Origin of the sequence: Streptomyces sp. NPDC007189, from assembly GCF_040703635.1 — a bacterium.
GTDB lineage: Bacteria > Actinomycetota > Actinomycetes > Streptomycetales > Streptomycetaceae > Streptomyces.
Map to the genome: position 1 here is coordinate 26,019 of NZ_JBEYEY010000014.1, position 18,806 is coordinate 44,824.

The following is an 18,806-nucleotide window of genomic DNA, read 5'->3' on the forward strand; positions in this document are numbered from 1 at the left end:
GCAGTCGGGCGGCGGTCGTTACGGGTCTTTCCGTGGAGTGACTTGTGCCCGTAGCCATTCCTCCACCTCGCCCACGTGCGCGGCGGCCGCTGCACGCGCCGCTTCCGGGTCCCGGGCGGTCAGTGCCCGGTGGATGGCGGCGTGTTCGCGGCGGGTGCGGGCGAAGGCGCCTTCCTCCTGGTAGCCGCGCCAGACGCGGGCGGCGGGCCGTCCCGCAGGGGTGCGGGGAGCTGCGCGCGTCGGTCACGGTGTACGTGCAGTCGGGCGGCGGTCGTTACGGGTCTTTGCGTGGAGTGACTTGTGCCCGTAGCCATTCCTCCACCTCGCCCACGTGCGCGGCGGCCGCTGCACGCGCCGCTTCCGGGTCCCGGGCGGTCAGTGCCCGGTGGATGGCGGCGTGTTCGCGGCGGGTGCGGGCGAAGGCGCCCTCTTCCTGGTAGCCGCGCCAGACGCGGGCGCGGAAGGTGCGGGAGGACAGGCCCTCCAGGATGGCGGCCATGGTCTCGTTGCCCGCGGCGGCGGCGATCTCGCGGTGGAAGGCGAGGTCGTGGGCGAGGATCTCCTCGGGGTCGTCGGTGGCGTTCATCGCCGCCACGTGCTTGCCCACCGCGGCGAGTTGGACCTCGGTGATGCGCGCGGCGGCCAGCGCGGTCGCCGTCGACTCCAGGATCCGGCGGACCTCCAGCAGCTCCACCAGGCGCGGGCCCCGGGACAGGTCGGCGACCACCCCGAACGTCTCCAGCAGGTCGCCGGCCTCCAGGGCGGTGACGTAGATGCCCGAGCCGTGCCGGGCCTCCAGGACGCCCATCACGGTCAGGGCGCGGATCGCCTCCCGCATCGAGCTGCGGGAGATGCCCAGCCCGGCCGCCAGGTCCCGCTCGGTGGGCAGCCGCTCGCCCGGCTCCAGCCGGCCCTCGGCGATCATCGCCTTGATCGCCTCGATGGCGCGCTGGGTCACCGTCCCCTTCTGCGGGGCTTCCTCGTCCACGCCGCTCCTCCTTCCCCCGGGTCCGCCGCAGTCTAGCCACCACAGTGGTCCGACCACTACAGCATCGAAACGCGAATTTCCCGTGCACGAGGGTGTTGCCTCGCCATATTGGTCTGATAAGTATGCGGCGTCTGCTCGAACACCCTCGACGAGGAGCCGCGAGATGCCCGCCAGCACGGTCAGGAAGCGCAGCAGGTCCCGGATCATCGGCGCGACGGCCCTCGCCGCCTGCGCCTCGCTCATGCTCGCCGCCTGCGGCAGCACCAAGGACACCGCGAGCGCGAGCGGCGGCGGCACCGGCAAGGTCGGCGTGATCCTGCCGCTGCTGACCTCGCCGTTCTGGCAGTCGTACAACGACTACGTGCCCAAGATGGCCAAGTCCGAGGGTGTCCAGGTGCTGAAGACGGTCAACTCCAACAGCGACCCCTCGCAGCAGATCACCGACATCGACAACGAACTCACCCAGGGCGTCAAGGGACTGGTGGTCGCCCCGCTGGACAGCGCCGCCATCCAGGCCGGACTCGACCAGGCCGAGCGCAAGGGCGTCCCCGTGGTCGCCGTGGACGTCGCGCCCGACAAGGGCAAGGTCGCCATGGTGGTGCGCGCCGACAACGTGGCGTACGGCGAGAAGGCCTGCGACTACCTCGGACAGCACATCGGCAGCGGCAAGGTCGTCCAGATCATGGGCGACCTCGCCTCGGTCAACGGCCGCGACCGCTCCGAGGCCTTCCGCTCCTGCGTGAAGAAGAAGTACCCCCGGCTCAAGGTGCTGGAGATCCCCGCCAAATGGGAGTCCGACACCGCCGCCGCCAAGCTGGACACGCTCCTGAACGCCAACCCCGACATCAAGGGCATCTACCTCCAGGCCGGCGGTGTCTACCTGGCGCCGACCCTGCAGACCCTGAAGTCCAAGAACATGCTGAAGACGGCCGGACAGAAGGGCCACATCGCCATCGTCTCCAACGACGGCATCCCGCAGGAGTTCGACGCCATCCGCAAGGGGCAGATCGACGCCACCGTCTCCCAGCCCGCCGACGCCTACGCCAAGTACGGCCTGTACTACATCAAGGCGGCGATGGCCGGGAAGACGTTCAAGCCCGGCAAGACCGACCACGGCTCGGTGATCGTCCGGCTGCCCAGCGGGATCCTGGAGGACCAGCTGCCCGCACCGCTGGTCACCAAGGCCAACGTCGACGACCCCAAGCTGTGGGGCAACACGGTCGGATGAGTACGCCACTTGTTGAAGCCGAGGGCATCGTCAAGCGGTACGGACCCACCGTCGCCCTCGCGGACGGCCGGCTCACCGTGCTGCCCGGCGAGTCCCACGCCCTGGTCGGCCGCAACGGCGCCGGCAAGTCCACCCTGGTGAACGTCCTCACCGGACTGCAGGCCCCGGACGCGGGCACCGTCCGCTTCGACGGCGAGCCCGCGCCCCCGCTCGCCGACCGGGACGCCTGGCGCCGCAAGGTCGCCTGCGTCTACCAGAAGCCGACGGTCGTCCCCGAACTGACCGTCGCCGAGAACCTGTTCCTCAACCGGCAGCCGACCGGCCGCGGCGTGATCAGCTGGCGCCGGCTGCGCCGGGAGGCCGCCGACCTCCTCGGCACCTGGGACGTGCGCGTCGACCCCGAGGCGCGCACCGCCGACCTCAGGGTCGAGGACCGTCAGATGGTGGAGATCGCACGGGCGTTGAGCTTCGGCGCCCGGTTCATCGTGCTGGACGAACCCACCGCCCAGCTCGACAACCGGGAGATCGAGCGCCTCTTCGCCCGCATGCGGTCCCTGCAGGACTCGGGCGTCACCTTCCTGTTCATCTCCCACCACCTCCAGGAGGTGTACGAGGTCTGCCAGACGGTCACCGTGCTGCGCGACGCCCGCTGGATCACCACCGCACCCGTCGCCGGCCTGCCGAAGGCGGCCCTGGTGGAGGCCATGGCGGGGGAGTCCGTCGCCGAACGGGCCGTACCGGCAAGGCAGGCCGACGAGCGCGCCCCCGTCCTGCTGGCCGCGCACGGGCTCACCTCGCCGGCGTACGAGAACGTCGACCTCACCGTCCGCCGCGGCGAGGTGGTCGGGCTCGCCGGCTCCAGCGGCAGCGGCAAGACCGAGCTGGCCGAGTCCTTCGCCGGACTGCACACCCCGACCGCCGGCACCGCCGAACTGGACGGCGTACGGCTGCCGTTCGGGGACGTACGGGCCGCCCTGCGGGCCGGGGTCGGCTGTGTCCCGCGTGACCGGCACGAGCAGGGGCTGGTGTCCGGCATGAGCATCGGCGACAACGCCACGCTCAGCGTGCTGGACCGGCTCGGCCGGTTCGGTTTCGTCGCCCCCGCCGCCCGGCGCCGCTTCGCCACCGGCCTGATCGACCGCCTCGACATCCATGCCGAGGGCCCCGACCAGCCGGTGTCCGACCTGTCCGGCGGCAACGCGCAGAAGGTCGTCATGGCCCGCGCCCTCGCCTCCGACCCCCGCCTGCTGGTGCTGATCAACCCCACCGCCGGCGTCGACGTGAAGTCCAAGGAGTCGCTGCTCGCCCGCATGGACAGCGCACGTGAGGACGGCACAGCGGTCCTCGTCGTCTCCGACGAACTCGACGACCTGCGCCGCTGCGACCGCGTCCTCGTCCTCTTCCACGGCCGCGTCGTCGCCGAGCACCCGGCCGGCTGGCGCGACCACGAGCTGATCGCCTCCATCGAAGGAGTTGACCATGGCTGACACCCGGGCCGCCCCACCGCTGGCACCGCCGAAGACCCCGGACACCCGCTCTGCCAGGACCGTCCTGCTGCGCCGCGCCCGCGAACTCGCCCTGGTCCCCGCCCTGGTGCTGCTGATGGTGCTCGGCGCGGTGGTCAACGACTCCTTCCTGACCGAGCGGAACCTGATCTCGATCCTCGGCGCCTCCGCCGCGCTCGCGATGGTCGTGCTCGCCGAGTCCCTCGTGCTGATCACCGGCAAGTTCGACCTGTCCCTGGAGTCCGTGGTCGGCATCGCACCGGCCGTCGGCGCCCTGCTGGTGCTGCCCGCGAGCCAGTCCGGCTGGGGAACCGGCTTCCCCGCCGCGCTCGCGCTGCTCGCGATCCCCGTGGTCGGCGCGGTCGTCGGCGCCTTCAACGGCATTCTCGTGGTGAAGTTCCGGCTCAACGCCTTCATCGTCACCCTCGCGATGCTCATCGTGCTGCGCGGCCTGCTGGTCGGCGCCACCAAGGGCAAGACCCTGTTCGGCATGCCCGACAGCTTCTACTCGCCGGCCACCACCACGTTCCTCAACGTGCCGCTGTCCGTGTGGCTCGCCGCCCTGGCCTTCGCCGTCGCCGGGTTCGTGCTGAAGTACCACCGCACCGGCCGCGCCCTGTACGCGATCGGCGGCAACGCGGACGCCGCCCGCGCGGCCGGCGTCCGCGTGGACCGGGTCATGCTCGGCGTGTACGTGATCGCGGGGGTGCTCGCCTCGCTCGGCGGCCTGCTGCAGACCGGGTACGTGGGCGCGATCAGCGCCAACCAGGGCCAGAACATGATCTTCACCGTGTTCGCGGCCGCGGTGATCGGCGGCATCAGCCTGGACGGCGGCAAGGGCACCATGTTCGGCGCCCTGACCGGCGTCCTCCTGCTCGGCGTCGTACAGAACCTGCTCACCCTCGCCCAGGTGCCCTCGTTCTGGATCCAGGCCATCTACGGCGGGATCATCCTGGTCGCCCTCGTCATCGCCCGCGTGACCACGGGCCGCGCCCAGGACTGATCCTCCGTCACCTCGTCCATGACCGAAAGGACTTCAGTGTCCCAGGCCCCCGCCCGCGTCATCGCGGTCGACACCCACGACATCCGTTTCCCCACCTCGCGCGAGCTGGACGGCTCCGACGCGATGAACCCGGACCCCGACTACTCGGCGGCCTACGTCGTGCTGCGCACCGACGCCGGCGACGGGCACGAGGGACACGGGTTCGTCTTCACCATCGGGCGGGGCAACGACGTCCAGGTCGCCGCGATCGACGCGCTCAGGGACCATGTGCTCGGCCGCGACGTGGCCGAGCTGTGCGCCGACCCCGGCTCGCTCTTCCGCGACCTGATCGGCGACAGCCAGCTGCGCTGGCTCGGCCCGGAGAAGGGCGTGATGCACATGGCCGTCGGGGCCGTCGTCAACGCCGTCTGGGACCTCGCCGCCCGCCGGGCCGGCAAGCCGCTGTGGCAGCTGCTCGCCGACGCCGAACCCGAGTGGCTGGTCGGACAGATCGACTTCCGGTACATCGCGGACGCGCTCACCCCCGAGGAGGCCCTCGGCCTGCTGCGGCGGGGCAGAGAAGGCGCAGCCGAGCGCCGGGCCCGGCTGCTGGAACGCGGCTACCCCGCCTACACCACCTCCCCGGGCTGGCTCGGCTACGACGACGACAAGCTCGGCCGGCTCGCCGCGCAGGCCGTCGCCGACGGCTTCACGCAGATCAAGCTGAAGGTCGGCGCCGACCTCGACGACGACGTCCGGCGCTGCCGGGTCGCCCGCGAGGTCGTCGGACCGGACATCCGGCTCGCCGTCGACGCCAACCAGCGCTGGAACGTGCACGAGGCGATCCGCTGGACGAAGGCCCTCGCCGCGTTCGACCCGTACTGGATCGAGGAGCCCACCAGCCCCGACGACGTCCTCGGCCACGCCGCGATCCGCCGCGCCGTGGCCCCGGTGAAGGTCGCCACCGGGGAGCACGTGCACAACCGGATCATGTTCAAACAGCTGCTCCAGGCCGGCGCCGTCGACATCGTCCAGATCGACGCCGCCCGCGTCGCCGGCGTCAACGAGAACCTCGCCATCCTGCTGCTCGCCGCCAGGTTCGGCGTCCCCGTCTGTCCGCACGCGGGCGGCGTCGGCCTGTGCGAACTCGTCCAGCACCTGTCGATGTTCGACTACCTGGCCGTCTCCGGCACCACCGAGGACCGGGTCATCGAGTACGTCGACCACCTGCACGAGCACTTCGTCACCCCCGTCGTCATCCGCGACGGCCACTACCGGGCACCCACCGCGCCCGGCTTCTCCGCCGCCCTGCGCCCGGAGTCGGTCGCGCGGTACACCTTCCCCGGCGGCGCCTGCTGGGCCGCCGCTCCCGACACCCAGAAGGGACACGCCGCATGAGCGACTTCGAGGGTCTGAAGGCCCTGGTCACCGGGGGCGCGTCCGGCATCGGCCGGGCCACCGCCGACCTCCTCGCCGCCCGCGGCGCCCGGGTCGCCGTCCTCGACCGGGACACGACGGGCGTCGACAAGCCGCTCCTGGCCTACCGGGCGGACGTCACCGACGACGCCTCGGTGCGCACGGCCGTCGAACGCGCCGCGGACGACCTCGGCGGCCTGGACATCCTCGTCAACAACGCCGGGACCGGCGCGCAGGGCACGGTCGAGGACAACGACGACGCCGAGTGGCTCCGCGTCTTCGACGTCAACGTGCTCGGCATGGTCCGCACCGCCCGCGCCGCCCTCCCGCACCTGCGCCGCTCCCCGCACGCCGCGATCGTCAACACCTGCTCGATCGCCGCCACCGCCGGCCTCCCGCAACGCGCCCTGTACAGCGCCACCAAGGGCGCCGTGTACTCCCTGACCCTCGCCATGGCCGCCGACCACGTCCGCGAGGGCATCCGCGTCACCTGCGTCAACCCCGGCACGGTGGACACCCCGTGGATCGGCCGGCTGCTGGACGCGGCCGACGACCCGGCCGCCGAGCGCGCCGCCCTCGAGGCCCGCCAGCCCACCGGGCGCCTGGTCTCCGCCGCCGAGGTCGCGGGCGCCATCGCCTATCTGGCCGCCCCCCTGTCCGGCGCCACCACCGGCACCGCCCTCGCCGTCGACGGCGGCATGCAGGGCCTCAGGCTGCGCCCGGCGGCACGATGACCAGGCTCGGCCGCAGCCGCGTCGAGGTCACCCCGCTCGGCTTCGGCGCCGCGGCGCTCGGCAACCTCTACACCCCGGTGAACGACGAGCAGGCGGCCCAGGCGGTACGGGCCGCCTGGCAGCGCGGCATCCGGTACTTCGACACCGCCCCGCACTACGGGCTCGGTCTGTCCGAACGCCGGCTCGGCGCCGCCCTGCGCGCCTACGACCGCGCCCACTACACCGTGTCCACCAAGGTCGGCCGCCGCCTCGAAGCGGCCGACGGCACGGGCGACGACCTGGCGCACGGGTTCGCCGTGCCGGCGACGCACCGGCGCGTGTGGGACTTCAGCGCCGACGGCGTGCGCCGCACCCTGGAGGCGAGCCTTGCCCGCCTCGGCCTCGACCGCGTCGACGTCGTCTATCTCCACGACCCCGACGACCACGCCGAGCAGGCCTTCCGCGAGGCCTACCCGGCCCTGGAGAAGCTGCGCGCCGAAGGCGTCGTCGGCGCGATCGGCGCGGGCATGAACCAGACCGCCATGCTCACCCGGTTCGTCCGCGACACCGACGTGGACGTGGTCCTGTGCGCCGGCCGCTACACCCTGCTCGACCAGAGCGCCGCAGCCGACCTGCTGCCCGCGGCCGCCGAGCGCGGGGTGTCCGTCGTGCTCGGCGGCGTCTTCAACTCCGGCCTGCTGGCCGACCCCACGCCCGCGTCCACGTACAACTACAGCCCCGCGCCGAAGGAGTTGCTGGACCGCGCCCTGCGCATGAAGGCGGCCGCCGAACGGCACGGCACCACCCTGCGCGCCGCCGCACTGGCCTTCGCCTCCGCCCATCCGGCCGTCGCCTGCGTCCTGGCCGGGCTCCGCTCGGCGGCCGAAGTCCACGACTGCGCCGACCAGTTCGCGTCCGCGGTCCCGGCCGGGCTCTGGCGGGAGCTGCGGGAGTCCGGCCTGCTGCCCCGAGAGGAAGGACCGTCATGAGGGTCGCCCTCCACACCAAGGTCCGCGCCGACAGGATCGCCGACTACGAAGCGGCCCACCGAGAGGTGCCCGAGGAACTGACCAAGGCCATCCGGGCCGCCGGCGCCACCGCGTGGACCATCTGGCGCAGCGGTGGCGATCTTTTCCATGTGCTGGAGTGCGAGGACTACGGCCGCCTGCTCGCCGAACTGGAGCAGCTCCCGGTCAACGTGGCCTGGCAGGCCCGCATGGCCGAGCTGCTCGACGTCGTGCACGACTACTCCCGCGAGGGCGCGGACGCCGGACTGCCCGTCGTCTGGGAGCTGCCGTGACCGTCGATGCCCACCACCACGTCTGGGACCTGTCCGTCCGCGACCAGGACTGGATCAAGGGTCCGGAACTCCGGCCCCTGCGGCGGAACTTCAGCCTCGCCGACCTGGAGCCGGAGGCCCGCGCGGCCGGCGTGGACCGTACGGTCCTCGTCCAGACGGTCACCGTCGCCGAGGAGACGCCCGAGTTCCTCGCGCTCGCGGCCGGGCACGACCTGGTCGCCGGCGTCGTGGGCTGGACCGACCTCACCCGCCCCGACATCGCCGGTGAACTGGCCCGGCTGCGCGCACTCCCCGGCGGGACCTTCCTGAAGGGCATCCGGCACCAGGTCCAGGGCGAGCCGGACCCGGAGTGGCTGCTGCGGCAGGACGTACGGCGGGGACTCGCGGCCGTGGCGGCGGCGGGGCTGGCGTACGACCTGGTCGTCCTGCCCCACCAGCTCCCGGCCTGCGCCGAGGCGGCCGCACTGCTGCCCCACCTCACCTTCGTCCTCGACCACTTGGGAAAACCGCCGATCGCCGCCGGGGAGCACGAGTCCTGGGCGTCCGCCCTGCGCGCGCTCGCCGCGCACCCGAACACCGTCGCCAAGCTCTCCGGCCTGGTCACCGAGGCCGACCCCGCCACCTGGACGACGGCAGACCTGCGGCCGTACACCGACACCGCCCTGGAGGCCTTCGGCCCCGACCGCCTGATGTTCGGCTCCGACTGGCCGGTGTGCACCCTCGCCGCGCCCTACGCCCGGGTCGTGGACGCCGCCCGCGCGCTCACCGCGGAACTGAGCGACCACGAGCGGGCGAGCGTCTTCGCCGGGACGGCGACCCGGGTCTACGGCCTGTGAGGGGACTACCGCCGAGGTTTACCCGGACCCGAACCCCGGGTTGATGTGTCCCCGCCATGCGGCTGCGTACCGTCGTCCCTGTCCACGGCCGAGCCGTCCGCACCGACCCGGGGACGGCACCGACAGCACAGGGGGAAGTCATGAGTCACGCACGCCGGAAAGCCGCCGTCGTCGCGGCGGGCGCCGCCTCGGTCCTCGCCACCGCGGTGGCCTTCGCGCCCGCCGCGAGCGCGGACGCGTTCCGCTGCGGTTCCTTCGGCAGCGACCCGCGGGCCTGGTGCGCCTATGTGCAGAAGGCGCCCAGCGGTCTGAAGGTGCGCACCAGGCCCAGCACCTCCGCCCCGGTCGCCTTCACCCTCGCCAACGGGACCAAGGTCGAGGTGGACTGCTGGACCACCGGCACGTCCGTCAACGGCTACACCGTCTGGGACCGCCTGTACTCCGCGGGCGGCGGCCACTACGTCAGCGACTACTACCTGACGACGGGACACGTGCAGAGCTACGTCGACCACTGCTGACCGCACCGGCCCGGCGGCCGCTCACCGCCGCCGGGCCACCCGGCCGGGTCCGCTACGGCCTCGGCTGCGCCTGGGCCGCCAGCCTGGTCGGGCGCAGATAGTCGCGCACATACGTCCGCTCCCAGCAGGCGCCCGTCTCCCGCAGCTCCCGCCAGCCGGTGAAGCGGTAGCGGAACAGGCGGGCCCGCACGAAGCGGGGCGGGGTGTCCGGCGGGAAGGGGCAGCGGCGCAGCAGCCGCAGGGTGTCACGGTCGTTCTCCAGCAGGCGTTCGACCAGACCGCCGAACCATTCGCCGGCGTAGGCCGGGGACAGCGCCGCGAACCACATCAGCCAGTCCAGGCGCAGATGGTACGGCGCGAACTGGCGCGGCCAGCGCCGGGTGTCCCCGGGCTTGCCCCGGAACTCGTACTCCCGCCAGTCGGAGTCCTCGCGCGGCACGTCGTCGAGCGTGCCCTCGACCACCACCTCGTAGCGGACCCGGCTGACGCTGCCGAACGCGCCGTAGGTGTTCACCAGGTGCAGCGGGTCGAAGGAGCGGTTCATGACCTGGCGCCGGGAGACCATGTTGACCACCGGGTGGTAGCTCAGGAAGAGCAGCAGCGCGCCGACCGCGAGCACCAGGACCTGGTACCACAGCGGCGCCGCCGGCACGGACGGCGCGGACGCCGGGATCAGCAGCGCCGACAGCGCCAGCACGATGGTGATCCAGTTCAGCCAGGAGAAGTTGCCGGAGAGCACCAGCCACAACTGGGTGACGATCATCAGGGCGGCGGCGGCCGACGCGATCGGCGGCGGGGTGAACAGCAGCACCGGCACGACGAGTTGGGTGACGTGGTTGGCGGCCACCTCCACCCGGTGCAGCGGCTTCGGCAGATGGTGGAAGAACCAGCTCAGCGGGCCCGGCATGGGCTGGGTCTCGTGGTGGTAGTACAGGCAGGTCAGCTTCCGCCAGCACGCGTCGCCCCGCAGCTTGATCAGCCCCGCGCCGAACTCCACCCGGAACAGGATCCAGCGCAGCAGGAACAGCACCACGACCGGCGGCGCCACCTCGTCGTTGCCGAGGAACGCGCCCAGGAAGCCGGTCTCCAGCAGCAGCGACTCCCAGCCGAACGCGTACCACGTCTGGCCCACGTTCACGACCGACAGATACAGCGCCCAGGGCACCAGCCACAGCAGGATCCCCGCCCACAGCGGCAGCAGCGAGTCCGCGCCGGCGAGCAGCGCCGCCGACACCGCGCAGCCGGCCCAGGCGCAGGCGGCGAAGAAGCGGTCGGAGTAGTGCAGGTGGAACAGACTCGGGGCGCTTCTGAAGGGCACCCGTGCGACGAACCGCGGGATCGGCAGCATGCCGCGCTCGCCCAGCAGCGCCCGGAACTGCCGGGCCGCGGTCAGGAACGCGACCAGGTACACGGCGGCCAGAGCCCGCTGGAAGACCAGCCGGCTCAGCCAGTAGTCGGGAGCGGTGAACCAGTTCACGGCTGCTGCGCGCCCTTCGTCACGGCCGAACCGCCGGTGTCGGCCCCTCATGATCCGCTGACCCGCTCCCGAGTTGCCAGCCGGCCGGGAGCGATGCAGACAATGGAGAGAAATCACCCACAGTGATGCGGAGTGTACGGTGCGGATATCCGCCGGATCCATCGTCACGGCCTGCGCGCTCTCGGTGGCGCTCCTCGTCGCCGGCTGCGCCGGCCACGGTGTCAAGGAGGCCCGGATGGGCGAGGAGGTCTACCTCCTGCCCGCCGCGGCCCCGGGGCCCGACCCCTTCACCGGTTCCACGGTCACGACGCCGACGGCACCCCGGCCCGCGACACCCGCCGCGAGCAGCGCCGACCCCGCCGCCACCGGGCCGCCCGGCGCCTCCTCCTCCGCGCCGGCCCTGCCCGCCGCACTGGTCGCCGTGCCCCTGCGCGCGGTGCGGGTCGTGTCCGGCGCGACGCCCGGTCTCTACGGCGGCACGGCAGGCGTCTCCGGCTGCGACGTCGAGCGGCAGATCGCCTACCTGACGGCGGACCGCGCCAAGGGCGCCGCCTTCGCCGGCGTGGCCGGCGTCGCCGTGAGCGGCCTGCGCGGCTATCTGCGCGGCCTCACCCCGGTCGTGCTGCGCGCCGACACCCGGGTCACCGACCACGGCTACCGCGCCGGAAAGGAGGCCGGCTACCAGGCCGTGCTCCAGGCCGGCACCGCGGTCCTCGTCGACGACCGGGGCCTGCCCCGCGTGCGCTGCGCCTGCGGCAACCCGCTGACGCCGCCCGCACAGGCCGGCACCGGCTTCGGGGCCCGGGGCAGCGCCTGGTCCGCGTACCGGCCGAGCCAGGTGATGGCGGTGACCCCGGCGCCCCGGGCCGTCACCCGCATCACCCTCGTCAGCGCCGACCCCCGGACCTGGATCGAACGCCGGATCGGCCACGACGTGCGCCGCGACCGGATCGTGCCGGCGCCCGCCTGGGCCACCGCCCCGCCCGACGACGGCCGCGACGCGCCGGACGCCGCACCGCCCTACACCTCGGCCCCTCCGGGCGGCGGCCCGCTTCCCGTTCCGGACGGCACAGCGCACCCGCCTCCGGGAGCGGTCCCGGGCGCGGCGGACGGCGGCGCCACCGCCCACGTCCCCGACGGCTGAGCCGCCGCCGAGCCGGTCCGCCCGGGCCCGGGATCCCACCGGTCCCACCGGGCCGAACAGGTCGAAGAATCGGATGAATGCTGGCAAGGTGGGCGCATGGCAGTTCGGGGAGCGAGTGCCGTGTCACTCCCGGAAGGCTGGCCCGCCCACCCGGATCCGATCCTGGCGCTCAACCGCATGGGCAGCTTCGACTGGGACCTGGACACGGGCCTGTTCCACATGGACGCCCAGGCGCACGAGGTGTTCGACCTGGTGCCCGGGGAGTACGACGGACACCCCGAGTCCCTCGCCGCCCGGGTGCCGCCGCCCGAGGCCGCCCGGGTCGACGCCATGGTGTCCCAGGCCATCAAGGACGGCAGGGAGAACTACGGCGGCTACTTCCGCATCCGCTGCCGCGACGGCACCCTCCGCTGGACCCACACCCAGGGCTACATCCGCCGGGACGACTCCGGCCGCCCGCGCCGGGTCATCGGCATCGTCCGGGACGCCACCCAGGAACTCACCGAGAGCGAGGCACGCAGCGCGCGCGCCGCCCAGGACGAGGCCTTCCGCCAGCAGACGAACGTCGTCCAGGCCGTCTCCGCCGCCCTCGCCCACGCCCGCAGCGTCCAGGACGTCATCGAGGCCCTCAAGGACACCCGCGGCATCCGCCATCTCGGCGCGGCCAGTCTGGTGATGGGGCTGGTGGAGGCCGGCCGCATCCGGCTGGTCGCCGAGGGCCCCGTCGACGCGTCCGTGCCCGGCACCCAGGTCACCCGGATCGACGAGCCCTACCCGATGAGCGAGGTCGTGCGCACCCTGCTGCCGCGGTTCATCGAGTCCCCGGAGGAGTTCGCCGACTGCTACCCCATCCTCTGGCCGCACCTCACCGAGCTGCGGGTCACCTCGGCCGCCTATCTGCCGCTGATCGCCCAGGCCCGCCCGATCGGCGCCATGGGGCTCCTCTACAGCGACCGGCGCGGCTTCTCCCCCGAGGAGCGCGCCGTCCTGGTCGCGTTCAGCAGCAGCGTCGCGCAGAGCCTGCAGGGGGCCATGCTCTACGAACAGGAGAAGGACCTCGCGCAGGGCCTGCAGCAGGCCATGCTGCCCCGCACCATCCCCGGCGTCCGCGGCGCCGACGTCGCCGTCCGCTACCGGTCGGCCGCCGCGGGCCGGAACATCGGCGGCGACTGGTACGACCTGATCCCGCTGCCCGGCGGCCGGGTCGGCGCGGTCATCGGCGACGTCCAGGGCCACGACACCCACGCGGCGGCCGTCATGGGCCAGCTGCGGATCGTGCTGCGCGCCTACGCCGCCGAAGGACACACCCCGGCCGCCGTGATGGCCCGCGCCTCCGTCTTCCTGCACGAACTCGACACCGACCGCTTCGCCACCTGCCTGTACGCCGAGGCCGACCTGGCCACCGGAGTCGTCCAGGCGGTCCGCGCCGGGCACATCGACCCGCTGATCCGGCACGGCGACGGCCGCTGCTACCGGGTGCCGGTCGAGGGCGGGCTGCCGCTCGGCCTGTCCGCCGAGTTCGGCCGGCTGGACTACCCGGTCTCCACCCTGGAACTCGACCCCGGCCACACCCTGGTGCTGTGCACCGACGGGATGGTCGAACAGCCCGGCGCCGACCTCGACGACGGGATGCGCCGGCTGACGGCGCTCGTCGCGGCCGGCCCCGGGGACGTGCGCGCCCTCGCCGACCTGCTGATCCAGCAGGCCGAGGAGCGGGGCGGCGACGACGACGTGGCGCTGCTCCTGCTGCGCCGGCGCACCCCGGAGGCCCCGCCGGCCGGCGGCAGGCTCCAGCAGCATGTGGCGCCCGGCGACCCCGAGGCCCTCACCCAGGCCCGGCACCTGATCCGCGCCGCGGTCCGCTCCTGGGGCTACCGCGACCGCGCCGACGAGATCGAACTGGTCGCCGACGAGCTGATCACCAACGCGCTGATGCACACCGAGGGCTCCGCGATCGTGACCCTGCGCGCCCTGGACAGCGGTCAGCGCAAGCTGCGCATCGAGGTCGAGGACTCCTCCAGCGCCCTGCCGCGCCGCCGCGAGCCGGGCGAGGACGGCGTCTCCGGCCGAGGCCTGCTGCTCGTGGACATGCTCGCCGACGGGTGGGGCGTGGAGGCCCGGGGCGGCGGCAAGGCGGTGTGGTGCGAGTTCCGCCGGGACGGCTGACGCGCGTCACGACGGGGGCGGTGTCCGTGCCGGATGGCACTCTGGACGTATGCCGGAACTGCCCGAGGTAGAAGCGCTCAAGGACTTCCTCACCGAGCACCTGGTCGGCCGCCGGGTGGCGCGGGTGCTGCCGCTCGCCGTCAGCGTCCTGAAGACGTACGACCCCCCGGTCACCGCCTTGGAGGGCGGCGAGGTGACGGCCGTGCGGCGGCACGGCAAGTTCCTGGACCTCGCCGCGGACAGCGGGCTGCACCTGGTGACCCATCTGGCCCGGGCCGGCTGGCTGCAGTGGAAGGACCGGCTGCCCTCCGGCCCGCCCAGACCCGGCAAGGGCCCGCTCGCGCTGCGGGTGGCGCTGGAGACCGGCGAGGGCTTCGACCTCACCGAGGCCGGCACCCAGAAACGCCTCGCGGTGTACGTCGTCCGCGATCCGCGCGAGGTCGAGGGCATCGCCCGCCTCGGCCCGGACCCGCTCGCCGCAGACTTCGACGAGGACCGGCTCGCCGCCCTGCTCAAGGACGAGCGACGGCAGCTGAAGGGCGCCCTGCGCGACCAGTCCCTGATCGCGGGCGTCGGCAACGCCTACAGCGACGAGATCCTGCACGCCGCGAGGATGTCCCCGTTCAAGCTCGCCGCCTCCCTGACCCCGCAGGAGACCCACCGGCTCCACGAGGCGCTGCGCTCGACGCTCACCGAGGCGGTCGAGCGCTCCCGGGGGCTGGCCGCCGGGCGGCTGAAGGCGGAGAAGAAGAGCGGCCTGAGGGTCCACGGCCGCACCGGCGAGCCGTGCCCGGTGTGCGGGGACACCATCCGCGAGGTCTCCTTCAGCGACTCCTCGCTGCAGTACTGCCCCACCTGCCAGACGGGCGGCAAGCCCCTGGCGGACCGCAGACTGTCCCGGCTGCTGAAGTAGTCACCGGCCCGCGCCGACGGACACGAGCCGCTGCCCGTCCGTGGTGAGCACGTCGTAGCGGGCGATCTGCTCGGGGTGCAGGGTGGAGGCCCCGAGCGTGGTGAAGGTGCCGGCGTTGCGGCCGGGTTCCATCCAGGTGCCGGCGGTCTCCTCGGAGCCGTCGCGACCGACGACCACGAGCCGGCAGGCGTGCGGCCCGGTGCCGTCCTTGATCTTCAGCAGCAGCCGGCTGCCGGTGTCCCCGTCGTCGGCGGTGACCTCGGCCCACACCCCGGTCCGCGCGTCCGTCGCCGCGGTGATGTGCGCGGCCTGCTCCGCATGGCCGGTGAAGGCGACGATCCCCGGACCGGCCACGGCCAGCACCACGGAGGCGGCCAGGCCGTACAGCAGGCGCCTGCGGCGCGCCCGGTGCCGGTGCGCGACCTCGCCGAGCAGCCGGTCCAGCAGCCGGTGACCGGGCTGTGCCATGGGGTGCACAAAGCGCGGCGTGGCGCGCCGGTACAGCATCAACTGCCGCGTGGCCGGCCCGAATTCGGTCACCTGTGCCGCGCACTGAGGGCACTCCATGAGGTGGTCCTCGAAGCGGAAGGCCTCCGCCTCGTCCAGCACGCCGAGCGCGTACGCGCCGACGTCGCGATGCCTTTCCAGGGACCTCATGCCGAATCCTCGTGCCGATGGGTGCGGGTGGGGTTACTCCGTGCTCCCACCCGTACGCAGCCGACAGCCGAATCACTCAAGCCGCCGCAGAATCCCGGACGAGAGATTCGGAGCCGCGCGGCACGTGGATTGGTCGGTTTCCGGAAAACTTCGCAGGGGTCGCGGCGAGCGGTCAGAACAGGTGGATCGCGAGGTGCCCGAGGGGCAGCCCGAGTCGCCAGGCCGGCGTCCACACCTTCGGCCCCTCGTCCTCGCCGGCCGCCGCGCCGCCGCCCGGCACCGCGTCCAGGTCCGGTGCGAGCAGCTCGGTCTCCTCCAGCCAGCGCCAGGCGTCCGCGGCGAGGGCCAGGTCGGGGGAGCGGGTGCCGGACCGGTCGGCCTGCTCGGTCAGCTCGGTCATGCGCGCGCGCACCCAGTCCCGCCACGGCTGGTCGTAGGCGGTCAGCGACAGCCAGTTCTCCAGCTGGGAGATCACCCGGATGCCGGACAGCTCGCCGTCGGTGTCGGACAGGAAGACGGTGAGCGCCAGCGCGTCCCGGCCGGCCCGGAACTCGAAGGAGGTCGGCGGCATCAGATCGCCGGTGCGCAGCAGCTCGTCGGCGATGTACTCGGCGTACAACCAGGCCATGGGGACGGTCAGTTCACCACCGTCGGTGCCGTCCGTGCTCTCGTGCCCTCTGTGCTGCATCCCTTCCTGCCCTTCCTCCGGTACGTGCCCTCGTCGCCCGGGCCCCGCCGGGATCGCAGCCCCGGCCCGCCCGGGAACGCGGATGAGGACAGCCCATTGCCCCAACGGGGGGCACAGCAAGGCGCTTTGCGAAGACTTTGCTTCGCTTCCGGTTTCAGTGCAGGTCGGCCGCATAATCCGGAAGGACCCGGCGCAGCGCGCGCAGCGCGTAGTACGCGCGGGACTTCACGGTACCGGGTGGCACGCCCAGGGTCTGCGCCGCTTCCGCCACACTGGCACCGAGGAAATACACGAGTACGAGCACGTCACGGTGTTCCGGCGTGAGCGTCTTCACAGCCCTGCGCACATCGAGCATCGCGGCGGCCCGCTCGGCGTGATCGGCGGTCACCCGCGCGGTCTCGGGAAGCTCGGCGCCGGTCTCCGGCGGCCGCGCCTGCCGGGCCCGCCGGGCGTCGATGGCGAGCCGCCGGGCGACGGTGAGCAGCCAGGGGCGTACGGAGGCGAAGTCCTCGGCGTGCAGCGCCTCGGGATGCTGCCAGGCGCGCACCAGGGTCTCCTGGACGAGGTCCTCGGCCCGCTGCCGGTCGCCGTCGCAGAGCCGGAGCAGCAGGGCGAACAGCGGTCCGCCGTGCTCGCGCTGGAGCGCGGCCAGTTCGTGCTCGGCGGTCGTCGTCCCGTGGGGCGGTGCCGCCGGCTCGCGGGTGAGTGGGGTTCCGGCCGTCATGGCCGTATGGCAGCGCAGGGCGCGGCCGGGGGACAGGGCGTGGCGCCGCCGGAGCGACGGACGGTCGATCGGGTCGGCGAACGGTCGGACGAACGGTCCGCGACGGCGCCGCCTGCCCCGGCCGGTCATGCGGCGGGCCGCTCCTGGGCCAGCACCGAGCGCTTGTAGGAGTAGCCGAAGTAGATCAGGCACCCGATCACGAACCACACCGCGAACCGCACCCACGTCTGCCAGTGCAGGAACGTGATCAGCCAGACGGAGAAGACGCACCCCATCGCCGGTACGACGGGCATCCCGGGCGTGCGGAAGGTGCGCGGCAGCTCGGGGCGCCGGTAGCGCAGCACGATCACCGCCGCGCACACCACCACGAACGCCAGCAGGATGCCGATGTTGGTCAGCTCGGCCGCCGAGCCGATCGGGACGAACCCGGCGATGGCGGCCGAGGCGACGCCGACGATCCAGGTCACCCGGGTCGGCACGTGCCGCGTGGGGTGCGTCTTGGCGAACCACCGGGGCAGCAGACCGTCACGGGACATGGAGAACCACACCCGGGTCACGCCCAGCATGAACGTGAACATCACCGTGAGGATGCCGATGATCGCGCCCACCGCGATCACGTCCGCGAGCCCGTGCAGACCCACCGCCTTGAACGCCGAGGAGAAGCCGCTCTCCGGGTCGATGTGCCGGTACGGCTGCATGCCCGTCAGCACCAGACAGGCCGCCACGTACAGCACCATCGAGATCACCAGCGAGTAGACGATCGCCTTGGGCATGTGCCGCTGGGCGTCCCTCGACTCCTCCGCCGCCGTCGACATGGCGTCGTAGCCGAACACCGCGAAGAACACCGTCGCCGCGCCGGTGAAGGCGCCGCCGACGCCGAACGGGAAGAACGGGTGGTAGTTCGACGAGTCGATGTGGAAGACGCCGACCCCGATCACCATCAGCACCACCAGCACCTTCAGCGCCACCACGACGGTCTCGAAGCGGGCCGCGCTGCGGATGCCCAGGTTCAGCAGCCAGGCGATCAGCAGGCACAGGACCGCCGCGAAGAGATCGACCCGATGCCCGGCCCCGGTGCCGGGCGCGCCCAGCATCCAGGCGGGCAGCTTCGCGCCCATCTCCTCGACCAGGAAGCCGAAGTAGCCCGAGATGCCGATGGCCACCACCGCCACGATCGCGGTGTACTCCAGCAGCAGGTCCCAGCCGATGAACCAGCCCGCGAACTCGCCGAGCACCGCATAGCCGTAGGTGTACGCCGACCCCGCCTTCGGGATCAGCCCGGCGAACTCGGCGTACGACAGCGCCGCGCAGGCGCTCGCCACACCAGCGACCAGGAACGACACCAGCACCGCGGGGCCCGCCGTGCCGTTGGCCACCGTGCCCGCCAGCGTGAAGATGCCGGCGCCGATGATGCCGCCCACGCCGATCGCGGTGAGCTGCCACAGGCCGAGCGAGCGGTCCAGCCGGGTGCCCTCGCCGACCTCGGTGTCCTCGATGTGCTCGATGGGTTTGCGCCGGAGAATCCCCTCACCCGCGCGGAGCCTGGCCATG

Annotated in this window: 18 protein-coding genes and 1 pseudogene; 12 read left to right on the forward strand and 7 right to left on the reverse strand. The window is 72.9% G+C overall.

Annotated elements, in window-relative coordinates; genetic code table 11:
• Positions 1-18: 18 nt before the first annotated feature.
• Together AB0950_RS26430 and AB0950_RS26435 are read right to left on the reverse strand one after the other, a co-directional pair.
• Positions 19-201 (reverse strand): annotated as a pseudogene (locus tag AB0950_RS26430) (FCD domain-containing protein); the annotation flags it as partial.
• A 73-nt stretch (positions 202-274) separates the two neighbouring features.
• Positions 275-988 carry a FadR/GntR family transcriptional regulator gene (locus AB0950_RS26435; protein WP_360159657.1) on the reverse strand — a complete coding sequence of 238 codons (714 nt, stop codon included), beginning with the start codon at positions 986-988 and terminating at the stop codon, positions 275-277.
• Between the two features lie 163 nt (positions 989-1,151).
• On the opposite strand from AB0950_RS26435, the gene AB0950_RS26440 reads away from it, so the two are divergent.
• The 9 genes from AB0950_RS26440 to AB0950_RS26480 all read left to right on the forward strand — a co-directional run bounded on the left by AB0950_RS26440 (position 1,152) and on the right by AB0950_RS26480 (position 9,486).
• The gene (locus AB0950_RS26440; RefSeq protein WP_360159659.1) at positions 1,152-2,216 is read left to right on the forward strand and encodes a sugar ABC transporter substrate-binding protein; all 1,065 of its coding nucleotides are present in this window, start codon (positions 1,152-1,154) and stop codon (positions 2,214-2,216) included.
• The gene (locus tag AB0950_RS26445) at positions 2,213-3,703 is read left to right on the forward strand and encodes a sugar ABC transporter ATP-binding protein (protein WP_366779546.1); all 1,491 of its coding nucleotides are present in this window, start codon (positions 2,213-2,215) and stop codon (positions 3,701-3,703) included. Before AB0950_RS26440 ends, AB0950_RS26445 begins: the two co-directional genes overlap by 4 nt.
• Positions 3,696-4,724: an ABC transporter permease gene (locus tag AB0950_RS26450; RefSeq protein ID WP_366779547.1), complete on the forward strand. Its 1,029-nt coding sequence runs from the start codon at positions 3,696-3,698 to the stop codon at positions 4,722-4,724. Before AB0950_RS26445 ends, AB0950_RS26450 begins: the two co-directional genes overlap by 8 nt.
• Before the next feature lie 36 nt (positions 4,725-4,760).
• On the forward strand, positions 4,761-6,101 hold the full coding sequence (locus tag AB0950_RS26455) for an L-fuconate dehydratase (RefSeq protein WP_366779548.1): 1,341 nt from the start codon (positions 4,761-4,763) through the stop codon (positions 6,099-6,101).
• On the forward strand, positions 6,098-6,853 hold the full coding sequence (locus AB0950_RS26460; RefSeq protein WP_366779549.1) for an SDR family oxidoreductase: 756 nt from the start codon (positions 6,098-6,100) through the stop codon (positions 6,851-6,853). Before AB0950_RS26455 ends, AB0950_RS26460 begins: the two co-directional genes overlap by 4 nt.
• The gene (locus AB0950_RS26465; RefSeq protein WP_366779550.1) at positions 6,850-7,821 is read left to right on the forward strand and encodes an aldo/keto reductase; all 972 of its coding nucleotides are present in this window, start codon (positions 6,850-6,852) and stop codon (positions 7,819-7,821) included. Before AB0950_RS26460 ends, AB0950_RS26465 begins: the two co-directional genes overlap by 4 nt.
• Positions 7,818-8,132 carry an L-rhamnose mutarotase gene (locus AB0950_RS26470; RefSeq protein ID WP_360159671.1) on the forward strand — a complete coding sequence of 105 codons (315 nt, stop codon included), beginning with the start codon at positions 7,818-7,820 and terminating at the stop codon, positions 8,130-8,132. Before AB0950_RS26465 ends, AB0950_RS26470 begins: the two co-directional genes overlap by 4 nt.
• Positions 8,129-8,968, forward strand: coding sequence for an amidohydrolase family protein (locus AB0950_RS26475; protein ID WP_360159673.1), 840 nt, complete (start codon positions 8,129-8,131; stop codon positions 8,966-8,968). Before AB0950_RS26470 ends, AB0950_RS26475 begins: the two co-directional genes overlap by 4 nt.
• A gap of 140 nt (positions 8,969-9,108) precedes the next feature.
• Entirely contained in the window at positions 9,109-9,486 is a 378-nt protein-coding gene (locus tag AB0950_RS26480) for an SH3 domain-containing protein (RefSeq protein WP_360159675.1), read from the forward strand.
• Between the two features lie 52 nt (positions 9,487-9,538).
• Here the strand turns inward: AB0950_RS26480 and AB0950_RS26485 are convergent, their stop codons facing one another.
• Positions 9,539-10,963 (reverse strand): lipase maturation factor family protein, encoded by a 1,425-nt coding sequence (locus tag AB0950_RS26485; protein WP_360159677.1) that lies wholly within the window; start codon positions 10,961-10,963, stop codon positions 9,539-9,541.
• 139 nt (positions 10,964-11,102) lie between these two features.
• Here AB0950_RS26485 and AB0950_RS26490 point away from each other — a divergent pair, with 139 nt between their 5' ends.
• From AB0950_RS26490 to AB0950_RS26500, 3 genes are all read left to right on the forward strand, one after another.
• Entirely contained in the window at positions 11,103-12,107 is a 1,005-nt protein-coding gene (locus tag AB0950_RS26490; protein WP_366779551.1) for a DUF6777 domain-containing protein, read from the forward strand.
• Between the two features lie 96 nt (positions 12,108-12,203).
• Complete coding sequence (locus AB0950_RS26495) at positions 12,204-14,273, forward strand: SpoIIE family protein phosphatase (protein ID WP_360159681.1); 2,070 nt, start codon at positions 12,204-12,206, stop codon at positions 14,271-14,273.
• Between the two features lie 49 nt (positions 14,274-14,322).
• Entirely contained in the window at positions 14,323-15,186 is an 864-nt protein-coding gene (locus AB0950_RS26500; RefSeq protein ID WP_360159683.1) for a DNA-formamidopyrimidine glycosylase family protein, read from the forward strand.
• On the opposite strand, the gene AB0950_RS26505 is transcribed toward AB0950_RS26500, so the two are convergent.
• The 4 genes from AB0950_RS26505 to AB0950_RS26520 all read right to left on the reverse strand — a co-directional run bounded on the left by AB0950_RS26505 (position 15,187) and on the right by AB0950_RS26520 (position 18,805).
• Positions 15,187-15,843, reverse strand: coding sequence for a zf-HC2 domain-containing protein (locus AB0950_RS26505; RefSeq protein WP_360159685.1), 657 nt, complete (start codon positions 15,841-15,843; stop codon positions 15,187-15,189).
• A gap of 172 nt (positions 15,844-16,015) precedes the next feature.
• Positions 16,016-16,531, reverse strand: a complete 516-nt coding sequence (locus tag AB0950_RS26510; RefSeq protein WP_360159687.1) for a hypothetical protein — start codon at positions 16,529-16,531, stop codon at positions 16,016-16,018.
• Positions 16,532-16,685: 154 nt separating this feature from the next.
• Entirely contained in the window at positions 16,686-17,255 is a 570-nt protein-coding gene (locus AB0950_RS26515) for a sigma-70 family RNA polymerase sigma factor (protein ID WP_366779552.1), read from the reverse strand.
• Between the two features lie 125 nt (positions 17,256-17,380).
• The gene (locus AB0950_RS26520; RefSeq protein WP_360574374.1) at positions 17,381-18,805 is read right to left on the reverse strand and encodes an amino acid permease; all 1,425 of its coding nucleotides are present in this window, start codon (positions 18,803-18,805) and stop codon (positions 17,381-17,383) included.
• Position 18,806 lies beyond the last annotated feature (1 nt).